General features: G+C 70.9%; 14 protein-coding genes. All 14 read right to left on the bottom strand.

Annotated features, from left to right (window positions below):
* Nucleotides 1-12 precede the first annotated feature (12 nt).
* On the bottom strand, nt 13-1,566 hold the full coding sequence (locus RGQ06_RS08685; protein ID WP_432426964.1) for an NADH-quinone oxidoreductase subunit N: 1,554 nt from the start codon (nt 1,564-1,566) through the stop codon (nt 13-15).
* A 2-nt stretch (nt 1,567-1,568) separates the two neighbouring features.
* On the bottom strand, nt 1,569-3,344 hold the full coding sequence (locus RGQ06_RS08680; protein ID WP_432426965.1) for a complex I subunit 4 family protein: 1,776 nt from the start codon (nt 3,342-3,344) through the stop codon (nt 1,569-1,571).
* On the bottom strand, nt 3,344-5,368 hold the full coding sequence (gene nuoL, locus RGQ06_RS08675) for an NADH-quinone oxidoreductase subunit L (protein ID WP_432426966.1): 2,025 nt from the start codon (nt 5,366-5,368) through the stop codon (nt 3,344-3,346). Before nuoL ends, RGQ06_RS08680 begins: the two co-directional genes overlap by 1 nt.
* A gap of 9 nt (nt 5,369-5,377) precedes the next feature.
* The gene (gene nuoK, locus RGQ06_RS08670) at nt 5,378-5,695 is read right to left on the bottom strand and encodes an NADH-quinone oxidoreductase subunit NuoK (RefSeq protein ID WP_432426967.1); all 318 of its coding nucleotides are present in this window, start codon (nt 5,693-5,695) and stop codon (nt 5,378-5,380) included.
* The gene (locus RGQ06_RS08665) at nt 5,695-6,309 is read right to left on the bottom strand and encodes an NADH-quinone oxidoreductase subunit J (protein ID WP_432426968.1); all 615 of its coding nucleotides are present in this window, start codon (nt 6,307-6,309) and stop codon (nt 5,695-5,697) included. The genes nuoK and RGQ06_RS08665 overlap by 1 nt, the downstream gene beginning before the upstream one ends.
* Entirely contained in the window at nt 6,309-7,028 is a 720-nt protein-coding gene (locus tag RGQ06_RS08660) for a NuoI/complex I 23 kDa subunit family protein (protein WP_432426969.1), read from the bottom strand. The genes RGQ06_RS08665 and RGQ06_RS08660 overlap by 1 nt, the downstream gene beginning before the upstream one ends.
* Nucleotides 7,028-8,257 (bottom strand): NADH-quinone oxidoreductase subunit NuoH, encoded by a 1,230-nt coding sequence (gene nuoH / locus RGQ06_RS08655; protein ID WP_432426970.1) that lies wholly within the window; start codon nt 8,255-8,257, stop codon nt 7,028-7,030. Before nuoH ends, RGQ06_RS08660 begins: the two co-directional genes overlap by 1 nt.
* A complete protein-coding gene (nuoG, locus tag RGQ06_RS08650) occupies nt 8,254-11,016 on the bottom strand; it encodes an NADH-quinone oxidoreductase subunit NuoG (RefSeq protein WP_432426971.1) in 2,763 nt (920 codons plus the stop codon). The genes nuoH and nuoG overlap by 4 nt, the downstream gene beginning before the upstream one ends.
* A gap of 107 nt (nt 11,017-11,123) precedes the next feature.
* Nucleotides 11,124-12,491: an NADH-quinone oxidoreductase subunit NuoF gene (nuoF, locus tag RGQ06_RS08645; RefSeq protein WP_432426972.1), complete on the bottom strand. Its 1,368-nt coding sequence runs from the start codon at nt 12,489-12,491 to the stop codon at nt 11,124-11,126.
* Nucleotides 12,488-13,114 carry an NADH-quinone oxidoreductase subunit NuoE gene (gene nuoE, locus RGQ06_RS08640; RefSeq protein ID WP_432426973.1) on the bottom strand — a complete coding sequence of 209 codons (627 nt, stop codon included), beginning with the start codon at nt 13,112-13,114 and terminating at the stop codon, nt 12,488-12,490. Before nuoE ends, nuoF begins: the two co-directional genes overlap by 4 nt.
* 91 nt (nt 13,115-13,205) lie before the next feature.
* Nucleotides 13,206-13,652 carry a rhodanese-like domain-containing protein gene (locus RGQ06_RS08635; RefSeq protein WP_432426974.1) on the bottom strand — a complete coding sequence of 149 codons (447 nt, stop codon included), beginning with the start codon at nt 13,650-13,652 and terminating at the stop codon, nt 13,206-13,208.
* A gap of 29 nt (nt 13,653-13,681) precedes the next feature.
* A complete protein-coding gene (locus tag RGQ06_RS08630) occupies nt 13,682-15,586 on the bottom strand; it encodes an ABC transporter ATP-binding protein (RefSeq protein WP_432426975.1) in 1,905 nt (634 codons plus the stop codon).
* Entirely contained in the window at nt 15,583-17,355 is a 1,773-nt protein-coding gene (locus RGQ06_RS08625) for an ABC transporter ATP-binding protein (RefSeq protein ID WP_432426976.1), read from the bottom strand. Before RGQ06_RS08625 ends, RGQ06_RS08630 begins: the two co-directional genes overlap by 4 nt.
* Before the next feature lie 71 nt (nt 17,356-17,426).
* Nucleotides 17,427-18,644: an NADH-quinone oxidoreductase subunit D gene (locus RGQ06_RS08620; protein ID WP_432430719.1), complete on the bottom strand. Its 1,218-nt coding sequence runs from the start codon at nt 18,642-18,644 to the stop codon at nt 17,427-17,429.
* Nucleotides 18,645-18,757 lie beyond the last annotated feature (113 nt).

Genomic DNA, 18,757 nt, shown 5'->3' with positions numbered 1-18,757 from the left:
GCCGGCGGCGGGTCAGAAGCCGACGAGGACCGCGGTGGCGTCGCCGGCGGGGCCGGTGAGCACGTGCGGGAAGATGCCCACACCGAGGGTCACGACCACGCAGATGACCAGCGCGATGGCGGCGCCGACCGGCACCGGCAGCGTGCGCCGCTCGGGGATGTCGGCGTCGTCGACGTCGCCGAGGAACATCGACACCGTGATCCGCAGGTACAGGAAGGCGGCGATGACGGCGGTGAGCATCGCCACCGCGGCCAGCGGGTACGAGCCGGCGTCCACCGCAGCGGCGATGGCGTAGAACTTCGCGAAGAAGCCGCTGGTGAAGGGCACGCCCGCCTGGCTGAACAGCAGCAGGGCGAACACGAGGGCCAGCGCTGGTCGGGCCTTGGCCAGGCCCCGGTAGTCGTCGAGGGAGTGGCGGTCGTCGCCGGTGCGTCCGACGATGGTGATGATGGCGAAGCTGCCGCCGACGAGGAACGTGTAGCTGGCCAGGTAGAACATCGACGCCTGCACGCCCCGCTCGGTCGCGGCCTGGACGGCGACGAGGACGAAGCCGGCGTGGTTGATCGAGGAGTACGCCAGCATCCGCTTCACGTCGGTCTGGACGACGGCCATCAGGGCACCGACGAGCAGGGTGAGGATGGCCACGGCGTAGATCACCGGCTGCCAGTCGACCCGGTAGGTCTGGAACCCGAGGTAGAGCACCCGGATGAGGCCGGCGAACCCGGCTGCCTTCACGCCGGAGGCCATGTAGGCCACCACCGGCGAGGGGGCGCCCTGGTACACGTCCGGGGTCCAGGCGTGGAAGGGGGCGGCGGCCACCTTGAACAGCAGGCCGACGAGCAGCATGGCCATGCCGGCGAGCAGCAGGCCGTTGTCGAACAGGGCGACCTGGGTGAGGTAGCTGAGGATCTCGACCAGGTTGGTGCTGCCGGTGGCGCCGTAGGTGAGGGCGATGCCGTAGAGCAGGAACGCCGAGGCGAACGAGCCGAGCACGAAGTACTTGATGCCGGCCTCCTGGGAGGTGACCCGGCGCAGGTGCATGGCGGCGAGGGTGTAGACGGCGAGCGAGAGGATCTCCAGGCCGAGGAACAGCACGATGAGGTCGTTGGCCGCGGCCATCACGACGCCGCCGGATGCGGAGAGCAGGAGCAGCACGTAGAGCTCGGGGCCGTCGAGGCCCTCTCGCTTCAGGTAGCCGTCGGCCAGCAGGGCGGCGACGACCACCGACGAGCAGATCACCACGGTCATGAACACCGAGAAGCCGTCGACGCCGATCGCGCCGGCGAGGGCGGTGAACGGGCCCCGCTCGGGGTCCTGGATGCGGTCCCAGATCGGCCACGTGCACACAGCGGCGCCGATGGCGGCCACCGAGGTGGCGAGGGGGTAGAAGCCGCCGAACAGGGGCCGGCGGGTGATCGCCGTGAGCGTCATCAGGCCGAGCGCGGCGCCGACGAGCACGAGCAGCGGGACGATCGTGAACCACTCGATCTCGGGCGTCGGGATCGGGTCGAAGGCCTCGTCGGCCGCCTGGAGCGGCGCGGTCAGGTTCGCGAGCAGCGCGTGCATGGTCACTCGCCCTCCCCGTGGTCGTCAGCGGTCGTCCCCGAGAACCCGGAGGTGGCGGCGGCGGGCTCCTCGAAGTCCGTCGCACCCTCGATGTGGCTCACGAGCGCGGCCACGGAGGGCTCGATGCGCTCGAGGACCGGCTTGGGGTACACGCCGAGGAACACGATGAGGACGAGCAGCGGCGCCATGTAGGCGAGCTCGCCGATGCGCATGTCCGGCGTGGCCAGGTCCTCCTCGGTTGGCTCGCCGTGGAACACGCGCTGGTAGGCCCACAGCAGGTAGAGCGCGGCGAGGATCACGCCGGCGGCGGCCACCACGGCCCACCACTTGAGGGTGAGGTAGGCGCCGGCCAGCACCAGGAACTCGCCGACGAAGCCGTTGAGCCCGGGCAGGCCGATGGAGGACAGCATCACGAGCGTGAACACGCCGGCCAGCACGGGCGTGGCCTTCTGGAGGCCGGACATGGCGGCGATGTCGTAGGTGTGGCGGCGCTCGTAGAGCATGCCGAGCAGGAGGAACAGCGCGCCGGTGGAGATGCCGTGGTTCACCATCTGCAGCACGCCGCCGCCGATGCCCTGGGTGGTCATGGCGAAGGTGCCGAGGGCGATGAAGCCGAGGTGGGCCACCGAGGAGTAGGCGACGAGGCGCTTGATGTCCTTCTGCATGGTGGCCACGACGGCGCCGTAGATGATGCCGATGACGCCGAGGGTGGCGATCACCGGGGCGAAGAACAGCGACGCGTCGGGGAACAGGTACAGGCCGAAGCGCACGAAGCCGTAGGTGCCGAGCTTCAGCATGACGCCGGCCAGGATCACCGAGCCGGCCGTGGGGGCCTGGGTGTGGGCGTCGGGCAGCCAGGTGTGCAGCGGGAACAGGGGCACCTTGACCGCGAAGGCCAGGGCGAAGGCGAGGAAGATCCACTTCGCCGCCTCCCAGTCCAGCGGGTTCCAGGAGTCCCGGGCCTCCATCTCACCCGCGTCGATCGCGGCCTGGTCGGCGGCGAGGGCCTCGGCGCGCCCCTCGGCGATCTCCACGAGGTCGAAGGTCAGCTGGTCGGCGCCCTCGACGGACGCGGTGAGCTCGTCGAGGCGGTCGTACTCCTCCTGGGGGACGTCGACGCCGGAGACCTCGCGCACGTCGATGCTCTCCTGCAGCCCGGCCAGCTCCTCGCTGGCCACCTCGCTGCGCTCGAGGGCCGCATCGCGGTCGAGGAAGGCGAGGCTGACGATGCCGACGAGCATCAGGGCCGAGCCGAACATCGTGAATAGGAAGAACTTGAGGGCGGCGTAGACCCGCTGGCCGTAGCCCCACCCACCGATGAGGAAGTACATCGGCACGAGCACGATCTCGAAGAAGATGAAGAACAGGAACAGGTCCAGGGCGCTGAAGGCACCGATGCAGCCGGCCTGCAGCATGAGCAGCCAGGCGTAGTACGCCTTCGGGTCGTGCTTGGGCGTCACCGCCACGAAGGTGAGCGGGAACAGCACGCCGGTGAGCACGACGAGGAAGAGGGAGATCCCGTCGACCCCGAGGTTCCAGCCGATGCCGAACTCCTCGATCCAGGTGTGGGAGGTGGCGAACTGGAAGCCGGCATCGCTGCGGTCGAACGCCCCGAGCATCCACAGGGTGAACGCACCGGTGGTGGCCGAGAACAGCACGGCGAGGGGCCGGATGACCTCTCGCCGGGTGGCGGGCACGAGGGCGATCAGCAGCGCACCGGCGAGGGGGACGAGGATCGCCGCGGTGAGCAGCGGGAAGGCGAGGTTGGCGGCGAGCATCAGAGCGTGACCTGCGCGAGGAAGTAGGCGAGCAGGAGGACCGCGCCGCCGGCGATGCCGAGCGCGTAGTTGCGGACGAAGCCGGACTGCAGGCCGCGCAGGCCGCCGCCGGAGCGTCGCACCAGGGCGCCGACGCCGTTGACCGCACCGTCCACGACCGTGCGGTCGAAGTTCGAGGCGGCCTCGAACCCGGCGCGGCCGGGTCCGCCCATGAACGAGGTGATGGCCCGGTCGTAGCGCCAGCCTTCCTCGAGGATGGCGGGCTCGATCGGGTCGCGCATGCGGCGCAGGTAGATGGCGTAGGCGATGGCGATGCCGGTGAGACCAGCGAGGACGGCCACGACGGCGAGGCCGACCTTGGTGCCGGTGGCCACGTCGATGTGGGCCTCGTTGTCGCCGAGCACCGGGTGGAGCCAGTCGGCGAGGAAGTGGAGGTCGGAGGTGAAGGGCAGCTGGATGGCGCCGCCGACGATGGCCAGGCCGGCCAGCGCGACGAGCGGGAGCGTCATGGTCCAGGGCGACTCGTGCGGCGCGGCGTGCAGGACGTGGACGTCGTCGTGCTGGGGGGCGCCGGCGGTGTCGGGATGCTCCAGGGCCTCGGCTTCGGCGCCCTCGGTGTCGAGGGCGGTGTCGGCGTCGCCCTCGTCCGCGGCTGCGACCTCGGTGTGGGCATCGTGGTCGGCGTCGACGGTGAAGCGCTCGTCGCCGAAGAAGACGAGGAAGACCTGGCGGCTCATGTAGAAGGCGGTGAGCAGCGCGGTGACCAGGCCGACGACCCACAGCGCCGGGTTCTCGGCCCAGGCGTAGAGCAGGATCTCGTCCTTGGAGAAGAAGCCCGAGAACGGCGGCACGCCGGCGATGGCGAGCCAGCCGACGATGAAGGTGGCGGCGGTGATCGGCATGTACTTGCGCAGGCCGCCCATGCGGGTCATGTCCTGCTCCTCGTGCATCCCGTGGATGACCGAGCCGGAGCCGAGGAACAGCAGGGCCTTGAAGAAGGCGTGCGTGATCATGTGGAACACGGCTGGCACGTAGGCGCCGACACCGACGGCGAGGAACATGTAGCCGAGCTGGGAGACGGTGGAGTATGCCAGCACCTTCTTGATGTCCTTCTGGGACACGGCGATGGTGGCGGCGAACAGCGCGGTGCCGGCACCGACCCACGCGATGGTGGGCTGGATCCAGGTGTCGGCCTCGGCGATGATCGGGTTCACCCGGGTGAGCAGGTAGACGCCCGAGGTGACCATGGTGGCGGCGTGGATGAGGGCGGACACCGGCGTCGGGCCGGCCATGGCGTCGGGCAGCCACACGTAGAGCGGGAACTGGGCCGACTTGCCGATGGCGCCGACGAAGAGGCAGGCGGCGATGAGCGTGGCGGTGGTGCCCGAGAGGCTGCCGGCACCGGAGAGGATCTCGTCGTAGCTGATCGAGCCGAGGGCCGCGAGGCAGGCGAAGATCGCCACCATGAAGCCCCAGTCACCGATGCGGTTGGTGACGAAGGCCTTCTTGCCGGCCGATGCCTTCTCCGGGTCGGTGAACCAGAAGCTGATGAGGAAGTACGAGCAGGCGCCCACGCCCTCCCAGCCGAGGAAGGTGAGGAGCAGGTTGTCGCCGAGCACGAGCATGAGCATCGAGAAGGCGAACAGGTTCAGGTACAGGAAGAACTTCGAGAAGTTCACGTCGCCGTGCATGTAGCCCACCGAGTACAGGTGGATGAGCGTGCCCACGCCGGTGATGAACAGGCACATGGCGACCGACAACGGATCGACGTAGAAGCCGAAGTCGATGTCCCAGCCGCCGATGGGCATCCACTCGAAGAGCGTCTGGCCGAAGACCCGTTCCTCCTCGGGGCGGTCGAGGAGGCCGACGAACACGGCCACGGTGGCGCCGAAGGAGCCGGCCATCATGGCCGTGGCCAGCCAGCCGGCACCGGGCTCGCCGAGGAGGCGGCCGCCGAGGACCAGCAGCAGGAACCCGGCCAGTGGCAGGGCAGGGATGAGCCAGACGAGGTCGAGGAGCTCCATGCTTGTCGCCTATCCCTTGAGGAGAGCCAGGTCGTCGGCGGTCGCGTCGGGGCGCCGTCGCATGATGGCCACGATGATCCCGAGGCCGACCACGACCTCGGCGGCCGCGACCACGAGCACGAACACGACGACCGCCTGGCCGCCGATGTCGTCGAGCATGCGCGAGAACGTGACGAAGGTGAGCGTGACGGCGTTGAGCATGAGCTCGACGCACATGAACATCACGAGCGGGTTGCGCCGCACGAGCAGGCCGGTGGCGCCGATGGCGAACAGCGCCGAGGCCAGGACCAGGTACCAGGAGGGCTCCACGCCCGCAGCGAGCAGCATCAGGCGGTGCCCTCCTCGGAGGTGGCGTCGGCGCTGGCGGCGTCGGCGTCGGTCGACGTCGGGCGGGCGGGCAGGTCGACGATCATGTCGGCTGCCTTGGGGCTCTTCTTGGCCAGCATCACGGCACCAACCACGGCGATGGCCAGCAGGATCGAGGTGATCTCGAGGGCGAAGATGTAGCGGGTGAACAGCACCCGGCCGATGCCCTCGACGTCGGGCACCGCCGAGTCGGACACCGAGCCGAGGTTGGCGATGGCGCCGGTGGCGTCCCAGCCGGTGGTGGCGAGGGCGGCGACGGGCAGGGCGAAGATGGCGACGCCGGCCACGATGGCCGCGGCGCGCTGGCCGACGAGGGGGTCGACCGAGAGGTTCTCGGCCCGGTCCACGCCGAGCAGCATGATCACGAACAGGAACAGCACGACGATGGCGCCGGCGTAGATGATCACCTGCACCGCAGCCAGGAAGTTGGCGTTCTGGGCCACGAAGAGGACCGCCACGCCGAAGAGGGTGCCGACGAGGGACAGCGCCGAGTGCACCGGGTTCTTCGAGAGCACGACCCCGAGCGCGCCGGCGAGGCAGATGGCGGCCGCGACGAAGAAGACGAAGGTCTCCATCAGTGGGTGCCCTCCTCGGTCTGGGTGGCGTCGTCGTGGGCGGCCACGCCTCGAGCCGTGGACGGCTCGAGCGAGACGTCGTCGCCGGCGTCGTGGCCATCCGCGCGCTGGCCGAGCTCGGGCGCACGCTCGCCCCAGCCGAGCTCCCCGGCCCAGGCCACGATGCCCTCGAAGTCGGCGTCGCCGGAGGGGGCGGTGGCTCGCATCCATGCCGAGGTGTGGGGCTGCACGAGGCCGGCGTCGGACCAGTCCTCCCAGGGCAGCTGGCGGGGGTTGCCGTCGTCGTCGACGACCAGCTCGTCCTTGGTGTAGATCGCGTCCTGGCGGTTCGTGAACGAGAACTCGAACAGCTTGCTCTCGGTGATGGCCTCGGTGGGGCAGGCCTCCACGCACAGGTCGCAGTGGATGCAGCGCAGGTAGTTGATCTCGTAGATGAAGCCGTAGCGCTCGCCGGGGCTCACCGGATCGGCGGGGTCGTTGTCGGCGCCGCGCACGTAGATGCAGCGGGCCGGGCACACGCCGGCGCACAGCTCGCACCCGATGCACTTCTCCATCCCGTCCTCGTACTTGTTGAGGACGTGGCGGCCGTGCAGCCGGATGGGCTTGGCCCGCTTGCCGCCCTCGTCCTTCACGTAGGGCGAGGTGACGTTCTCACCGGACTGGCTGCCCTTGGCGAAGGTCTTCTTGATCGTGACGAGGAAGCCGTCGAGGTATCCCATCAGGCGTCCACCTCCCCCAGCTCGCGCCGCTGGCGCGAGACCTCGGATGCTCGGCTCAGCAGGAAGAACGTGGCGCCGCCCACGACGAAGAACCCGATGCCGATGACGACGGCGTAGTTCCAGCCCTCGTCCCGCCCGACGTTGAGGGCGGCGAGCAGCAGGAGCCAGCCGAGCTGGAGCGGGATCAGGACCTTCCAGCCCAGGTCCATGAGCTGGTCGTAGCGGAAGCGGGGCAGCGTGCCGCGGATGAGCACGAAGATGTACAGGAAGACGAAGACCTTCGCCACCAGCCAGAAGACGCCCGACACCGGTTCGAGGAACCCGGGCAGCAGCGGGCCGGCGGGACCGCCGAACCACAGGGTGACGATGACGGCCGACATGGTGACCGGGTGCATGAACTCGGCCACGAAGAACATGCCGAAGCGGATCGAGGAGTACTCGGTGTGGAAGCCGCCGACCAGCTCCTGCTCGGCCTCGACCAGGTCGAAGGGGGGCCGGTTGGTCTCGGCCAGGGCGGCGATGAAGAAGATGGCGAAGGGGACGATGCCGGTGAGGATGACGTTCCAGTTGGGCACGAAGCCGGCGAAGCCCTCGCCGGCCTGCACCGACACCATCGTGCGGGTGGAGAGGCTGCCCGTGGTCATGATCAAGGTGGCGATCGACAGGCCCATGGCGGCCTCGTAGGACACCATCTGGGCGGTGGCGCGCACCGAGCCGAGCAGCGGGTACTTCGAACCGGAGGACCAGCCGGCGAGCATCACGCCGTAGACGCCGATGGAGGACACGGCCAGGATCCAGAGCACGCCGATGGGCGGGTCGGCCAGCTGGGCGAAGGTCTCGTGGCCGGCGATGGTGACGATGCCGGGGTCACCCTCGCTGAACGTGCCGCCGAGGGGGACCACGGCGAAGACGAGGAACGCGGGGATGACCGACAGGAACGGGGCCAGCGCGAACACGAAGCGCCGGGAGCGGTTCGGGATCAGGTCTTCCTTGACGATCAGCTTCAGCCCGTCGGCCAGGGTCTGCAGGAGGCCGAAGGGGCCAGCCCGGTTGGGACCGACGCGGTTCTGCATGTCGGCGATGACCTTGCGCTCGAACCAGACCATGAACAGGACCGAGAGCAGCAGGATCAGGAAGGTGACGAGCACCTTGCCCAGGGTGATCAGGACCTCGGCGAGGCCGACCCCGTCGAGGTAGAGCGGGTCCAGTGCGTAGATGGCCCCGATCACCGGGCGACCTCCACGCGGACATCGGTGACCACGGCGGAGGCATCGATGAGCTCAGCGGCCTGGCCCCCGGGCTGGAGGAACGCGAGCAGCGCTGCGCCCTTGGGCACGGTGCCCGACGGGCGGACCGGCACGGTGACCGAGCCCCGACCGCCCTCGCGGTTGGACACGGTGACCTGGCCGTCGGCCTCGACGCCGAGGCGGTCGAAGTCGTGGGGGTGCAGGTGCAGCACGGCGCCGGGCGCCAGCTTCGCCAGCGAGCGCGATGCCTGGGTGGTGGTGCCGAGGTCGTAGAGCTTGCGCGTGGTGAGCAGGCGCAGTGAGTAGGTGTCCGGCGACGGGACGGCGACCGCGGTGGCCGAGAACCGCACGGGTGCGGGCAGGCCCGGTCCGGCCGGCTCGCCCTCGTCGTCGGCGACCGGCTCGACGCCGTCGCCCTCGTCGGGCGTGGCGGCGTCGGCGGCTTCGGCGTCGGCCTGGGCCTCGGTCGCTTCGGCCTCCGCCTCGGCCTCGCCGGCCTCGGTGTCGGCGGCTTCGGCCTCGGCGGCCGCTTCCGCGGCCTCGGGATCGACGTCGGCGGTGGGCTCCTCGTCGCCGCCCGAGGTCTGCAGTCCGACCGGGTCCTCGGCGGTGCGGGCGTCGGTGCGGGCGTCGTCTCGGTCCAGCGGTACGAGCACGCCGTCGATGCCGACGCCCTCCGCGGTGAGGCCGTGGTGCGAGGGGGCGACCCGGGCGAGCTCGGCGAAGACGTCGTCGAGGCTCTCGAGGCCGAGGTCGTCGCCGAGGCGGTACGCGAGCTCGGCGGCGATGACCCAGTCGGCGCGGGCGGTGCCGGGGGGCGTCACCTTCTGGGACAGGCGGCTGATGCGGCCCTCGATGTTGGTGGTGGTCCCGTCCGACTCGGCGTAGCCGGCGGCGGGCAGCACGATGTCGGCCTGGCGGACCGAGGGGTTCGGCAGGGTGTCGACGGCCACGACGGTGCGGGCCCCCGCCAGCGCCCGGCGGGCCAGGTCGTGGTCCGGGAAGTCCGACAGCGGATCGGCCCCGAGCAGGACGAGGACGTCGAGCTTGCCGTCGGCCGCAGCGTTCAGGATGCCCTCGGTGTCGAGCCCGCGGTCGCTCGGCACGGTGGACCAGTGGTCGTGGAACCACTCGCGGCCGTCGTCGAGGGAGACGCTGCCGGGGAGCATGCCCGGCGCCAGGCCGGCGGCGAGGGCGCCGTGCACGTTGCCGCGGCGCAGGCCGGACAGGAAGCGGACGTCGTCGAGGCCCTCGGCCAGGCGGCTGGCCGCCGAGGCCACGAGGTCGCCGCGGTCGGCGAGGTTGCCCCGGCCGAGGATGACGGTGACCGGACCGGACCGCACGGCGGTGCCGGCGGCGGCGAGGGCGGCGGCGCCGATGCCGCCGGCATCGGCGGGCGACTCGGCCAGCAGCTGGGCCACGACGTCGGCGACGGCACCGGGGCCGTGCACGAGCGAGTGGGCAGCGAGGCCGGTGACGCCGGTTGCATGGGGCACGACCTCGACGAGGGTGACGCCGTCCTCGACGACCGCGTGGCGGAGGCGCAGGTACAGGACCGGCAGCTCCTCCTTCGGGTCGACGCCGAGGACCACGACCGTGCCGCCCGGGGCGCACGCCTGGTCGATGGTGGCGCGGGGCAGGCCGAGCACGGCCTCGGCCGGCAGGCCGTCGCCGAGCTGGGCGTCGACGTTGTCGGTGCCGATGACGCCCTTGGCCAGCTTGGCCCAGGCGTAGGCGGACTCGTTGGTGAGCTGGGCGCCGCCGATGACCCCGACGCCGGAGGGACCCGAGGAGGCGAGGGCGGCCTCGATCGCACCGGCGGCCCGGCCGAGCGCGTCGGACCACGTGGCGGTGACGTGGCCCTCATCCGCGCGCAGCAGCGGCTCGCCCAGGCGCCCCTCGGCGTGGATGGACTCGAAGTCGAAGCGGCCCTTGTCGCAGAGCCAGCCCCAGTTGACGGCGTCGACGTCGACGCCCTGGTAGCGCAGCACCTGGTTGCGGCTGGACTGGACGGCGACCCGGCAGCCCACCGAGCACGAGGTGCACGTGGACTCGACCTGGTCGAGGTCCCAGGGGCGGGCCTTGAACCGGTAGGCCCGGGAGGTGAGCGCGCCGACCGGGCAGATCTGGACGGTGTTGCCCGAGAAGTACGAGGCGAAGGGCTCGTCGGGGAACGTGTTGACCTGGGTCTGCGCGCCCCGGTCGATGAAGTGGATGAGCGGGTCGCCGGCGACCTCGTCGGCGAAGCGGGTGCAGCGGTCGCACAGGATGCAGCGCTCGCGGTCGAGGTCGACGAGGTCCGAGATCGGGATCGGCTTCTCGAAGTGGACCTTCTCCTCGATGAACCGGGACTCGCCGGGGCCGTGGGAGTACGCCTGGTCCTGCAGGGGGCACTCGCCGCCCTTGTCGCACACCGGGCAGTCGAGGGGGTGGTTGGCGAGCAGGAACTCGAGCACGCCCTCCTGGGCCTTCTTGGCCATGTCCGAGTCGGTGACCACGGTCATGCCCTCGGAGGCGGGGATCATGCACGAGGGCTGCAGCGCCGGGCCGCGCCCGGTATCGATCTCGACCAGGCACATGCGGCACATGCCCACCGGGTTCATGCGGGGGTGCCAGCAGAAGCGCGGGATGTAGGTGCCGGTGCGCTCGGCCGCGGCGATGACGAGCTCGCCATCCTCGGCCTCGACCTCGCGCCCGTCGATCGTGATCTTCACGGAGGTCTTCGATTCAGCGTCAGACATGAGCACCCCCGCCCAGCACGGTCGCCGTCGGGAGCGCCAGCGAGCAGGCGACAGCGTTTCGAGCCTCGAACGGCCCACAGGGGCCGGAGGGCGAGATAGCCGTGGAACTAGACACCGGCCGGGGCTCCTTCGGGCGGCAGGTAGGCCTTGCCGTTGATGGTCACCGAGGTGGGGACGTCGCCGCCGCCGCAGTAGGCCTGGAACTCGGGCTTGAACCGCATGATGGCGCTGGCGATGGGGCTGACCGCGGAGGGCCCGAGCGGGCAGATCGTGGTCTGCTTCGGCGGCCAGGCGATCGACGGCGAGATGTTGTCGCACAGGTCCAGCAGCAGGGCGATGTCCTCGGGCCGGCCCTGCCCGTCGAGCATGCGGCGCAGCACCTTCTCGAGCCAGCTGGTGCCCTCGCGGCACGGCGTGCACTTGCCGCAGGACTCGCGCGCGAAGAACCGCACGACCCGCCACGCGGCCTTCACCGCGTCGGTGGTCTCGTCCATCACGACGATGGCACCGGAGCCGAGCATGGAGCCGGCCGCACCGACGGCGCCGGCCTCGAGGGGCAGGTCGAGGTGCTCCTCGTAGAACCACGGGGCCGAGGCACCACCGGGGATGAACGCCTTCAGCGTGTGGTTGCCCCGGATGCCACCGCAGTGGCCGTAGATGAGGTCGCGGAAGGTGGTGGTGCCGAACTCGACCTCGTGCACGCCGGGCTTCTTCACGTGCCCGGACACGGCGAACATGCGCGTGCCCCGGCTGCTCTCGGCGCCGTACGCGGTGTAGGCCTCGGCGCCGTTGCGGATGATCCAGGGGACGTTGGCCATCGTCTCGACGTTGTTGACGATGGTGGGCTGCATGTAGAGGCCCTTGGCGGCCGGGAAGTACGGCGGCTTCAGGCGGGGCATGCCGCGGTTGCCCTCGAGGGACTCGATGAGCGCGGTCTCCTCGCCGACGATGTAGGCGCCCGCGCCCCAGTGCAGGACGATGTCGCAGGAGAAGCTCGAGCCGAGGATGTCCTTGCCGACCAGGCCGGCGGCGTAGGCCTCGTTCAGGGCGGCGGCGATGCGCTCCTGGGCCAGGGCCATCTCGCCCCGGACGTACAGGAATGCCTGGGCGCACCCGGTGGCGTAGGCGCCGATGAGCACGCCTTCGATCAGCTGGTGGGGGTCGCGCTCCATGAGGAGGCGGTCCTTGTAGGTGCCCGGCTCGGACTCGTCGCCGTTGACCACGAAGTACCGCGGCCACACGCCGGGCGGGCAGAAGCCCCACTTGACGCCGGCGGGGAAGCCGGCGCCGCCGCGGCCGAGGAGCGACGCCTCCTTGATCTCGGCGTGCACGTCCTCGGGGTGCATCTGGAGCGCCTTGCGCAGGGCGGCGTAGCCCTCGGTGGCCTCGTAGCGCTCGATCGTGTGGGCGTCGTCGTACTGGAAGCGTCCCGTGATCATCTGCGGCACGGTGCGGGCGGTGGCCTGGTCGCTCATGCCGGTGCGTCCTCGGGATCGTCCTTCGGGGTCATCCAGACGGGTTGGCCGCACTCGCCGGGCACGGCCGCACCGGCGCGGCGATCGGCGGGGATGGACTGGCGGACGCGGGCGAGCGTGCCGTGCTTGGGGATCTCGTGCGCCCGGCGGCCGGCGCGAAGGTCCTCGAGGAGCTGGTCGGCCTCGTCGGTGCTGATCTTGTGGAAGTAGCGGTAGTTGACCGTGAGGCACGGCGCCTCGGTGCAGGCAGCGATGCACTCGACGTCTTCGAGGGTGAACATGCCGTCCGCGGTGGTGGAGCCGGGACGGATGTCGAGGCGGTCCTCGAGGTGGTGCAGCAGCTCCTCACCGCCCATGAGCATGCAGGCGATGTTGGTGCACACGTTGACGAGGTAGTCCCCCACCGGCTCGCGCTTGAACATCTCGTAGAAGCTGGCGGTGCCGATGACCTCGGCCGGCGTGTGGTCGATGAGCTCCGCGATGTGGACCATCGCGTCCTCGGCCAGGTGGCCGTCCTGCTCCTGGGCCAGGTGCAGGAGGGGGATCAGCGCCGACTTGGGATGCGGGTACCGACCGATGATCTCCTTGGCGAGGATCGTGTTCTCGGCAGTGAACCGGGGCATCGTCGTGAATCCTTGCACAAGCGTCGGAGGACGCCCGAACGTCGGGGGTGGGCCGCGAATCGGGCACGCTACCCCTGGCCCCCGGCTCGGGTCAGATCCGCGGTCGCGGCGCGGGTGGCGGGCTCAGATCAGGTGGCTCGGGCCCGGATGCGGGCACGCGATCGGCGGCGACCAGCGCCTGGTAGCCGCCGCGCAGGTCGGTGACGTCGGGCAGGCCGAGGTCGAGCAGCGTCCCGACGGCCAGCGTCGAGCTGAACCCCTCGTTGCACACGACCACGACCCGGCGGCCCGGCGTCGCCTCGTCGATGCGGTGCGGGCTCGTCGGGTCGAGCCGCCACTCGAGCACGTTGCGGTCGATCACCACCGATCCGAGCAGCGAGCCGTCCCGGCGCCGCTGCGCCACCGGTCGGATGTCGACGACGAGCGCGCCGGCGCCGAGCTCGTCGGCGAGGGCGTCGGCATCGACCTGGCGGTAGCGCCGCCGGATGGTGGCGAGCAGGAGGTCGACCCCCACGGACGAGGCGGGCGGTCCGTGCACGGACCAGACCGTAGCGGTGCCCCAGCTGCCTAGATCAGCGAGTCCAGCCACGCCCGGTGGAGGTCGCCGTAGGCGCCGGCCCCGGTGCGCAGGTCCGCCGGCGTGCCGTCCTCGACGATGCGGCCGTCGTCGACCACCAGGATGCGGTCGGCGATCTCCACGGTCGTGAGGCGGTGGGCGATGATGATCGCGGTCCGGTCGGCCAGCAGGGTGCGCAGCGCCCGCTGGACGAGGCGCTCGCTCGGGATGTCGAGGGAGCTGGTGGCCTCGTCGAGGATGAGCACGGCGGGGTCGGCGAGGAAGGCCCGGGCGAACGCGAGCAGCTGGCGCTGTCCGGCCGACAGGCGGGCCCCCTTGGCCTGGATGTCGGTGTCGTAGCCCTGCGGGAGGGCCCGGATGAAGCCGTCGGCCCCGATCGCCTCGGCTGCGGACTCGATCTCGGCCCGGCTCGCGCCCGGACGCCCGAATGCGATGTTCTCGGCCACGGTGCCGCTGAACAGGAAGCTCTCCTGGGTGACCACGACCACCGCCCGACGCAGGTCGTCCTCGGTGAGGTCCGTGAGGGGCACGCCATCGAGGCAGACGGTGCCCGCCGTCGGGTCCCAGAACCGGGCGGTGAGCCGGGCGATGGTGGACTTGCCCGCGCCCGTCTGGCCCACGACGGCCACCGTCTGCCCGGCCGGCACGACGAGGTCGAGGTCGTGGAGGACGACCTCGTCGCCGTAGGCGAAGCGCACCCCGCCGAACGTGATGGCGCCGGCGGCCTCGGGCAGGGGCACCGGGTCGACCGGAGGTGCGACCGTGGGCTCCTCGTCGAGGACCCCGGACAGCTTCTCGGTGGCCGCGGCCGCCGCCTGGAACAGGTTGTAGAACTGGCTCAGCTCCTGCATCGGCTCGAAGAACCGGCGGAGGTAGAGCACGAAGGAGGCGAGCACGCCGATCTCGATGGCGCCGTCGACCACCCGGCTCCCGCCGTAGAGCAGCACGACGGCCACCGTGACCCGGCCGGCGAGCTGCACGCCCGGCCCGTAGATGGCGGCGAGCCGGGCCGACCACACGTTGGCGTCGCGGTAGCGGCCGTCGAGGTCCTCGAAGATCTCCTGGTTGCGCCGCTCCCGCCGGAACGACTGCACGGCCTGGATGCCTCCGAGGGACTCCACGAAGTGGACGATGACCAGGGCGATGGCCTCGCGGGTCGCCCGGTAGGCCCGCTCGGAGTGGTGGCGGAACCAGCGGGTCAGCAGCCACAGCACGGGCACCACGGACAGCGATGCCAGGGCCAGCAGCGGATCGAGGACGACGAGGATGATCGTGATGCCGGCGAGGGTCAGCGACGAGGTGGTGAGCTGGAGCAGCCCGTGCCCGAGCAGCTCGGCGATGGCGTCGACGTCGCTGGTCTGGCGGGAGATCACCCGGCCCGACGTGTAGCGCTGGTGGAAGCTCAGGCTGAGCGCGGCGAAGTGCTGCGACAGGCGCCGGCGGATGTCGACGATGACGTCCTGGCCGATGCGGCCCGACACGAGCAGGAAGGCGTTGAAGGTGGCGGCGGCGACCACCGTCGCCACGAGGTAGCCGGTGACGACCGTGAGGAGGGGGCGCAGGGACCCGCTGCCGCCCTCGAGCAGCGGGGGGATGCCCTCGTCGATGGCCTGGCCCACGAACCACGGGCCCGACAGGTGGGCAACCATGTTCACCGCGATCAGGGCGGTGGCCCACCCCATCGCCCGACGGTGCGGCGCGATCAGCGAGCCCAGCAGGTGCCGGCTGCGGGCTCGCAGCAGGGTGGCGAGGCCGCCCTCCACGTCGTCGACGTCCTCGGCGGCCACACCGCGCCAGGAGTCGATGACCTCGTCGCCCGTCGTATCGGTCCCGACCAGGTCGATGCCGACCGGGTCGTGCTCGTGGCCTTCGTCCTCGAGGGGGTGGAGGGTCACGCGCGCACCCCTTCCTCGTCGTCGGCGGCCTGGGCGAGGATCTCCCGGTAGCGGGGCTCGGTGGCGAGGAGCTCGGTGTGGGTGCCCGTGGCCACGATCAGGCCATCGACCAGCAGCGCGGCCCGGTCGGCGAGGGCGATGGTGGAGGGTCGGTGCACGACCACGAGCGCGGTGCGGTCGGCCAGCAGCGGGCGGAGCCGGTGCTCGACCTCGGCCTCGGTGTGCACGTCGAGGGCGGAGAGCGGGTCGTCCAGCACCAGGATGCGCGGGCGGGCGATCACGGCCCGGGCCAGGGCCAGGCGCTGGCGCTGGCCGCCCGACAGGGTCATGCCCTGCTCGCCGATGCGGGTGTCCAGGCCCCACGGGAGGTCGTGGGCGAAGCCGGCCCGGGCGACGTCGAGGGCGGCGTCGATGTCGGCGTCGGTGGCACCGGGGAGGCCGATGCGCAGGTTCTCGCGGACGCTGGCCGAGAAGAGGGTGGCCTCCTCGAAGGCCACGCTGACCTGGCCGCGCAGGCTCGCCAGGGTGACGTCGCGCAGGTCGTGGCCGTCGACGGTGACCCGACCGGCGGTGGGGTCGTGCAGGCGGGTGATCAGCATGGCGAGCGTGCTCTTGCCCGAGCCGGTGGGTCCCACGAGGGCCAGCGTCTCCCCCGGCGCGATCTCCAGGTCGACGCCCCGCAGCACCTCGCGGCCCGCGTCGTAGGCGAAGCGGACGCCCTCGAAGCGGATGTGCCCGCGCACCTCGGGCAGGTCGGTCGCGCCGGGGCGGTCGTCGACGACCGGTGGGGTGTCGAGCACGTCGTAGACCCGGTCGGCCGCGGTCATGGCCTCCTGGGCCATGGCGAGGATCCACCCCAGCGCCTCGAGGGGGAACACCAGGATCAGCACGTAGGAGACGAACGCGAACAGGCCGCCGAGGGTGAGGTCACCCGAGCCGACGGCGAGCACGCCGGCGAGCATGGTGACGACCAGGATCAGGTTCGGGACGATGCCGAGCAGCCACACGAACTTGGTGTGCAGCCCGATCCGCTCCATCTGGGACGCGTGCAGCCGGCGGACGTGGACGTCGTAGCGGTCGAAGGCGTAGTGGGCCCGGCCGAAGGCCTTGATGACGCCGATGCCCTTGGCCGCCTCCTCGATCTCGGTCGTCATGTCGCCGGTCTCGTCCTGGATGCGGCGGACCATGGCGGTGTACTGGGCCTCGAACCGGGCGCACAGAACGAGGACCGGGACGGCGAAGGCCCCGGCCACGATGGCGAGGGGCCAGTACAGGCTGAGGAGGAGGCCGAAGATGGCGACGACCTCGAGGCTGATGATGAGGAGGAACACGGCCCCGAAGGCGGTGAAGCGCCGGATGGTGGCGATGTCGCTGGTCGCCCGGGACAGCAGCTGGCCGGACTGCCATCGATCGTGGAAGCCGACGTCGAGGCGCTGCAGGTGCCGGTAGAGGTCGTTGCGCAGGTTGGTCTCGACGTCCATCGCCGCCACCGCGAGGTGGATGCGCCGGATGTGGGCGAGGCCGGTCTCGACGAGGCCGAGGACGACGGCGAGGACGACCCAGGGCACGATGCCGCCCTTGTCCCCGCGGGCGATGGGGCCGTCGATGACGGCCTTGGCGATCAGCGGCGTGCTCAGGCCGGCGGCGATCGACACCACCGCCGACAGCCCGACGAACCACATCCGTCCCCGGTGCGGCGCGAAGTAGGGGCCGACCCGGCGGAGGTTGGCGCTCGCCGGGTGGCGGACGCGCGCATGTGCTCCCGACATGGTCCTCCTCCCGGACTCCGTCGCCCGGCGAGGACCCTAAGCGGACACATCGCCCGCCACCGCCCGAATATCTAGCGGTCGACCTCGCCCATGATCGGGTCGACCGAGGAGATGATCATCACGCCGTCAGCGATGAGGCCGTCGCGCATCATGTGGGGCAGCGTCTGCAGGTTGCGGAAGCTGGGCCCGGAGATGTGCATCCGGTACGGCTTCGACGAGCCGTCGGAGACCAGGTAGCAGCCCAGCTCCCCCCGGGGGCTCTCCACCGGCACGTAGACCTCGCCGGCGGGCACCTTGAAGCCCTCGGTGAAGATCTTGAAGTGGTGGATCAGGGCCTCCATGGACTCGTCGATGCGAGCGCGCGGTGGCGGGGTGACCTTCTTGTCCTGGATCCGGTAGTCGCCCGAGGGCATGCGGTCCAGGATCTGGCGGACGATCTTCATCGACTCGCGGATCTCGTTGAGCCGGATGGCGTAGCGGTCGAAGCTGTCGCCGTAGGTGCCCACGAGCACGTCGAAGTCGACCTGGTCGTAGCGCAGGTAGGGCTCGTCCTTGCGCAGGTCGCGGGCGAGGCCGGTCGAGCGCAGCACCGGGCCGGTGGCGCCGAGGGCGATGGCCTCCTGCTGGGTGATGACCCCGACGCCCTGGAGGCGCTCCCGGTAGATCGGCTGGCCGGTGAGCAACGTGTCGAACTCGTCGAGCTGGTCGGGCAGGTAGTCGAGCAGGTGGAGGACGTCGTCGCGCCAGCCGTCGGGCAGGTCGGCGGCGACGCCGCCGGGGCGGATGAAGTTGTGGTTCATCCGCAGGCCGGTGATCTTCTCGAGCAGGCGCAGGCCCTCCTCGCGCTCGCGCCAGCCGTAGATCATCATCCCGACCGCGCCGACGTCCATGCCGTTGGTGGCCATGAACAGCAGGTGGGAGGTCATCCGGTTCAGCTCGCACATGAGCATCCGGATCCACTGGGCCCGCTCGGGGATGTCCTCGTCGATGCCGAGCAGCTTCTCGGTGGCGAGGGAGAACACCAGCTCGTTGAACAGCGGGGCCGCGTAGTCCATGCGGGTCACGTTGGTGGGGCCCTGCAGGAAGGTGAGGTCCTCGCCGGTCTTCTCCATGCCGGTGTGGAGGTACCCGATGATCGTCTTGGTGCGCAGGACGCGCTCGCCCTCGAGCTCCAGCATGAGGCGCAGCACCCCGTGGGTGGACGGGTGCTGCGGACCCATGTTGATGATCATGGTCGAGCCCTCTTCGGCCTCCTCACCCACGAGGGCGGCCGCTTCGGCCTCCGTCATGCGCAAGGTGGCGCCGAGCTCGCGGAGCAGCTCGGCGGCGGTGCCCGACCCGCGGGCCGACAGCTCCTGGCTGCCCTCGTTGGTGAAGGCCATCTCGGTCTCGCTCGACATGC

Origin of the sequence: Salinilacustrithrix flava, from assembly GCF_041228405.1 — a bacterium.
GTDB lineage: Bacteria > Actinomycetota > Acidimicrobiia > Acidimicrobiales > Salinilacustritrichaceae > Salinilacustrithrix > Salinilacustrithrix flava.
Note: the sequence above shows the minus strand (reverse complement) of the source record. Positions and strands in the feature narration are given on the sequence as shown.

What these genes read in the sequence shown, in the direction of transcription:
- nuoF (WP_432426972.1), bottom strand. Translation starts at nt 12,491, where the DNA reads ATGAGCGACCAGGCCACCGCCCGCACCGTGCCGCAGATGATCACGGGA.
- nuoK (WP_432426967.1), bottom strand. Translation starts at nt 5,695, where the DNA reads ATGCTGCTCGCTGCGGGCGTGGAGCCCTCCTGGTACCTGGTCCTGGCC.
- nuoE (WP_432426973.1), bottom strand. Translation starts at nt 13,114, where the DNA reads ATGCCCCGGTTCACTGCCGAGAACACGATCCTCGCCAAGGAGATCATC.
- RGQ06_RS08625 (WP_432426976.1), bottom strand. Translation starts at nt 17,355, where the DNA reads ATGTCGGGAGCACATGCGCGCGTCCGCCACCCGGCGAGCGCCAACCTC.
- nuoG (WP_432426971.1), bottom strand. Translation starts at nt 11,016, where the DNA reads ATGTCTGACGCTGAATCGAAGACCTCCGTGAAGATCACGATCGACGGG.
- nuoL (WP_432426966.1), bottom strand. Translation starts at nt 5,368, where the DNA reads ATGGAGCTCCTCGACCTCGTCTGGCTCATCCCTGCCCTGCCACTGGCC.
- RGQ06_RS08660 (WP_432426969.1), bottom strand. Translation starts at nt 7,028, where the DNA reads ATGGGATACCTCGACGGCTTCCTCGTCACGATCAAGAAGACCTTCGCC.
- RGQ06_RS08680 (WP_432426965.1), bottom strand. Translation starts at nt 3,344, where the DNA reads ATGCTCGCCGCCAACCTCGCCTTCCCGCTGCTCACCGCGGCGATCCTC.
- RGQ06_RS08665 (WP_432426968.1), bottom strand. Translation starts at nt 6,309, where the DNA reads ATGGAGACCTTCGTCTTCTTCGTCGCGGCCGCCATCTGCCTCGCCGGC.
- RGQ06_RS08685 (WP_432426964.1), bottom strand. Translation starts at nt 1,566, where the DNA reads ATGCACGCGCTGCTCGCGAACCTGACCGCGCCGCTCCAGGCGGCCGAC.
- RGQ06_RS08620 (WP_432430719.1), bottom strand. Translation starts at nt 18,644, where the DNA reads ATGACGGAGGCCGAAGCGGCCGCCCTCGTGGGTGAGGAGGCCGAAGAG.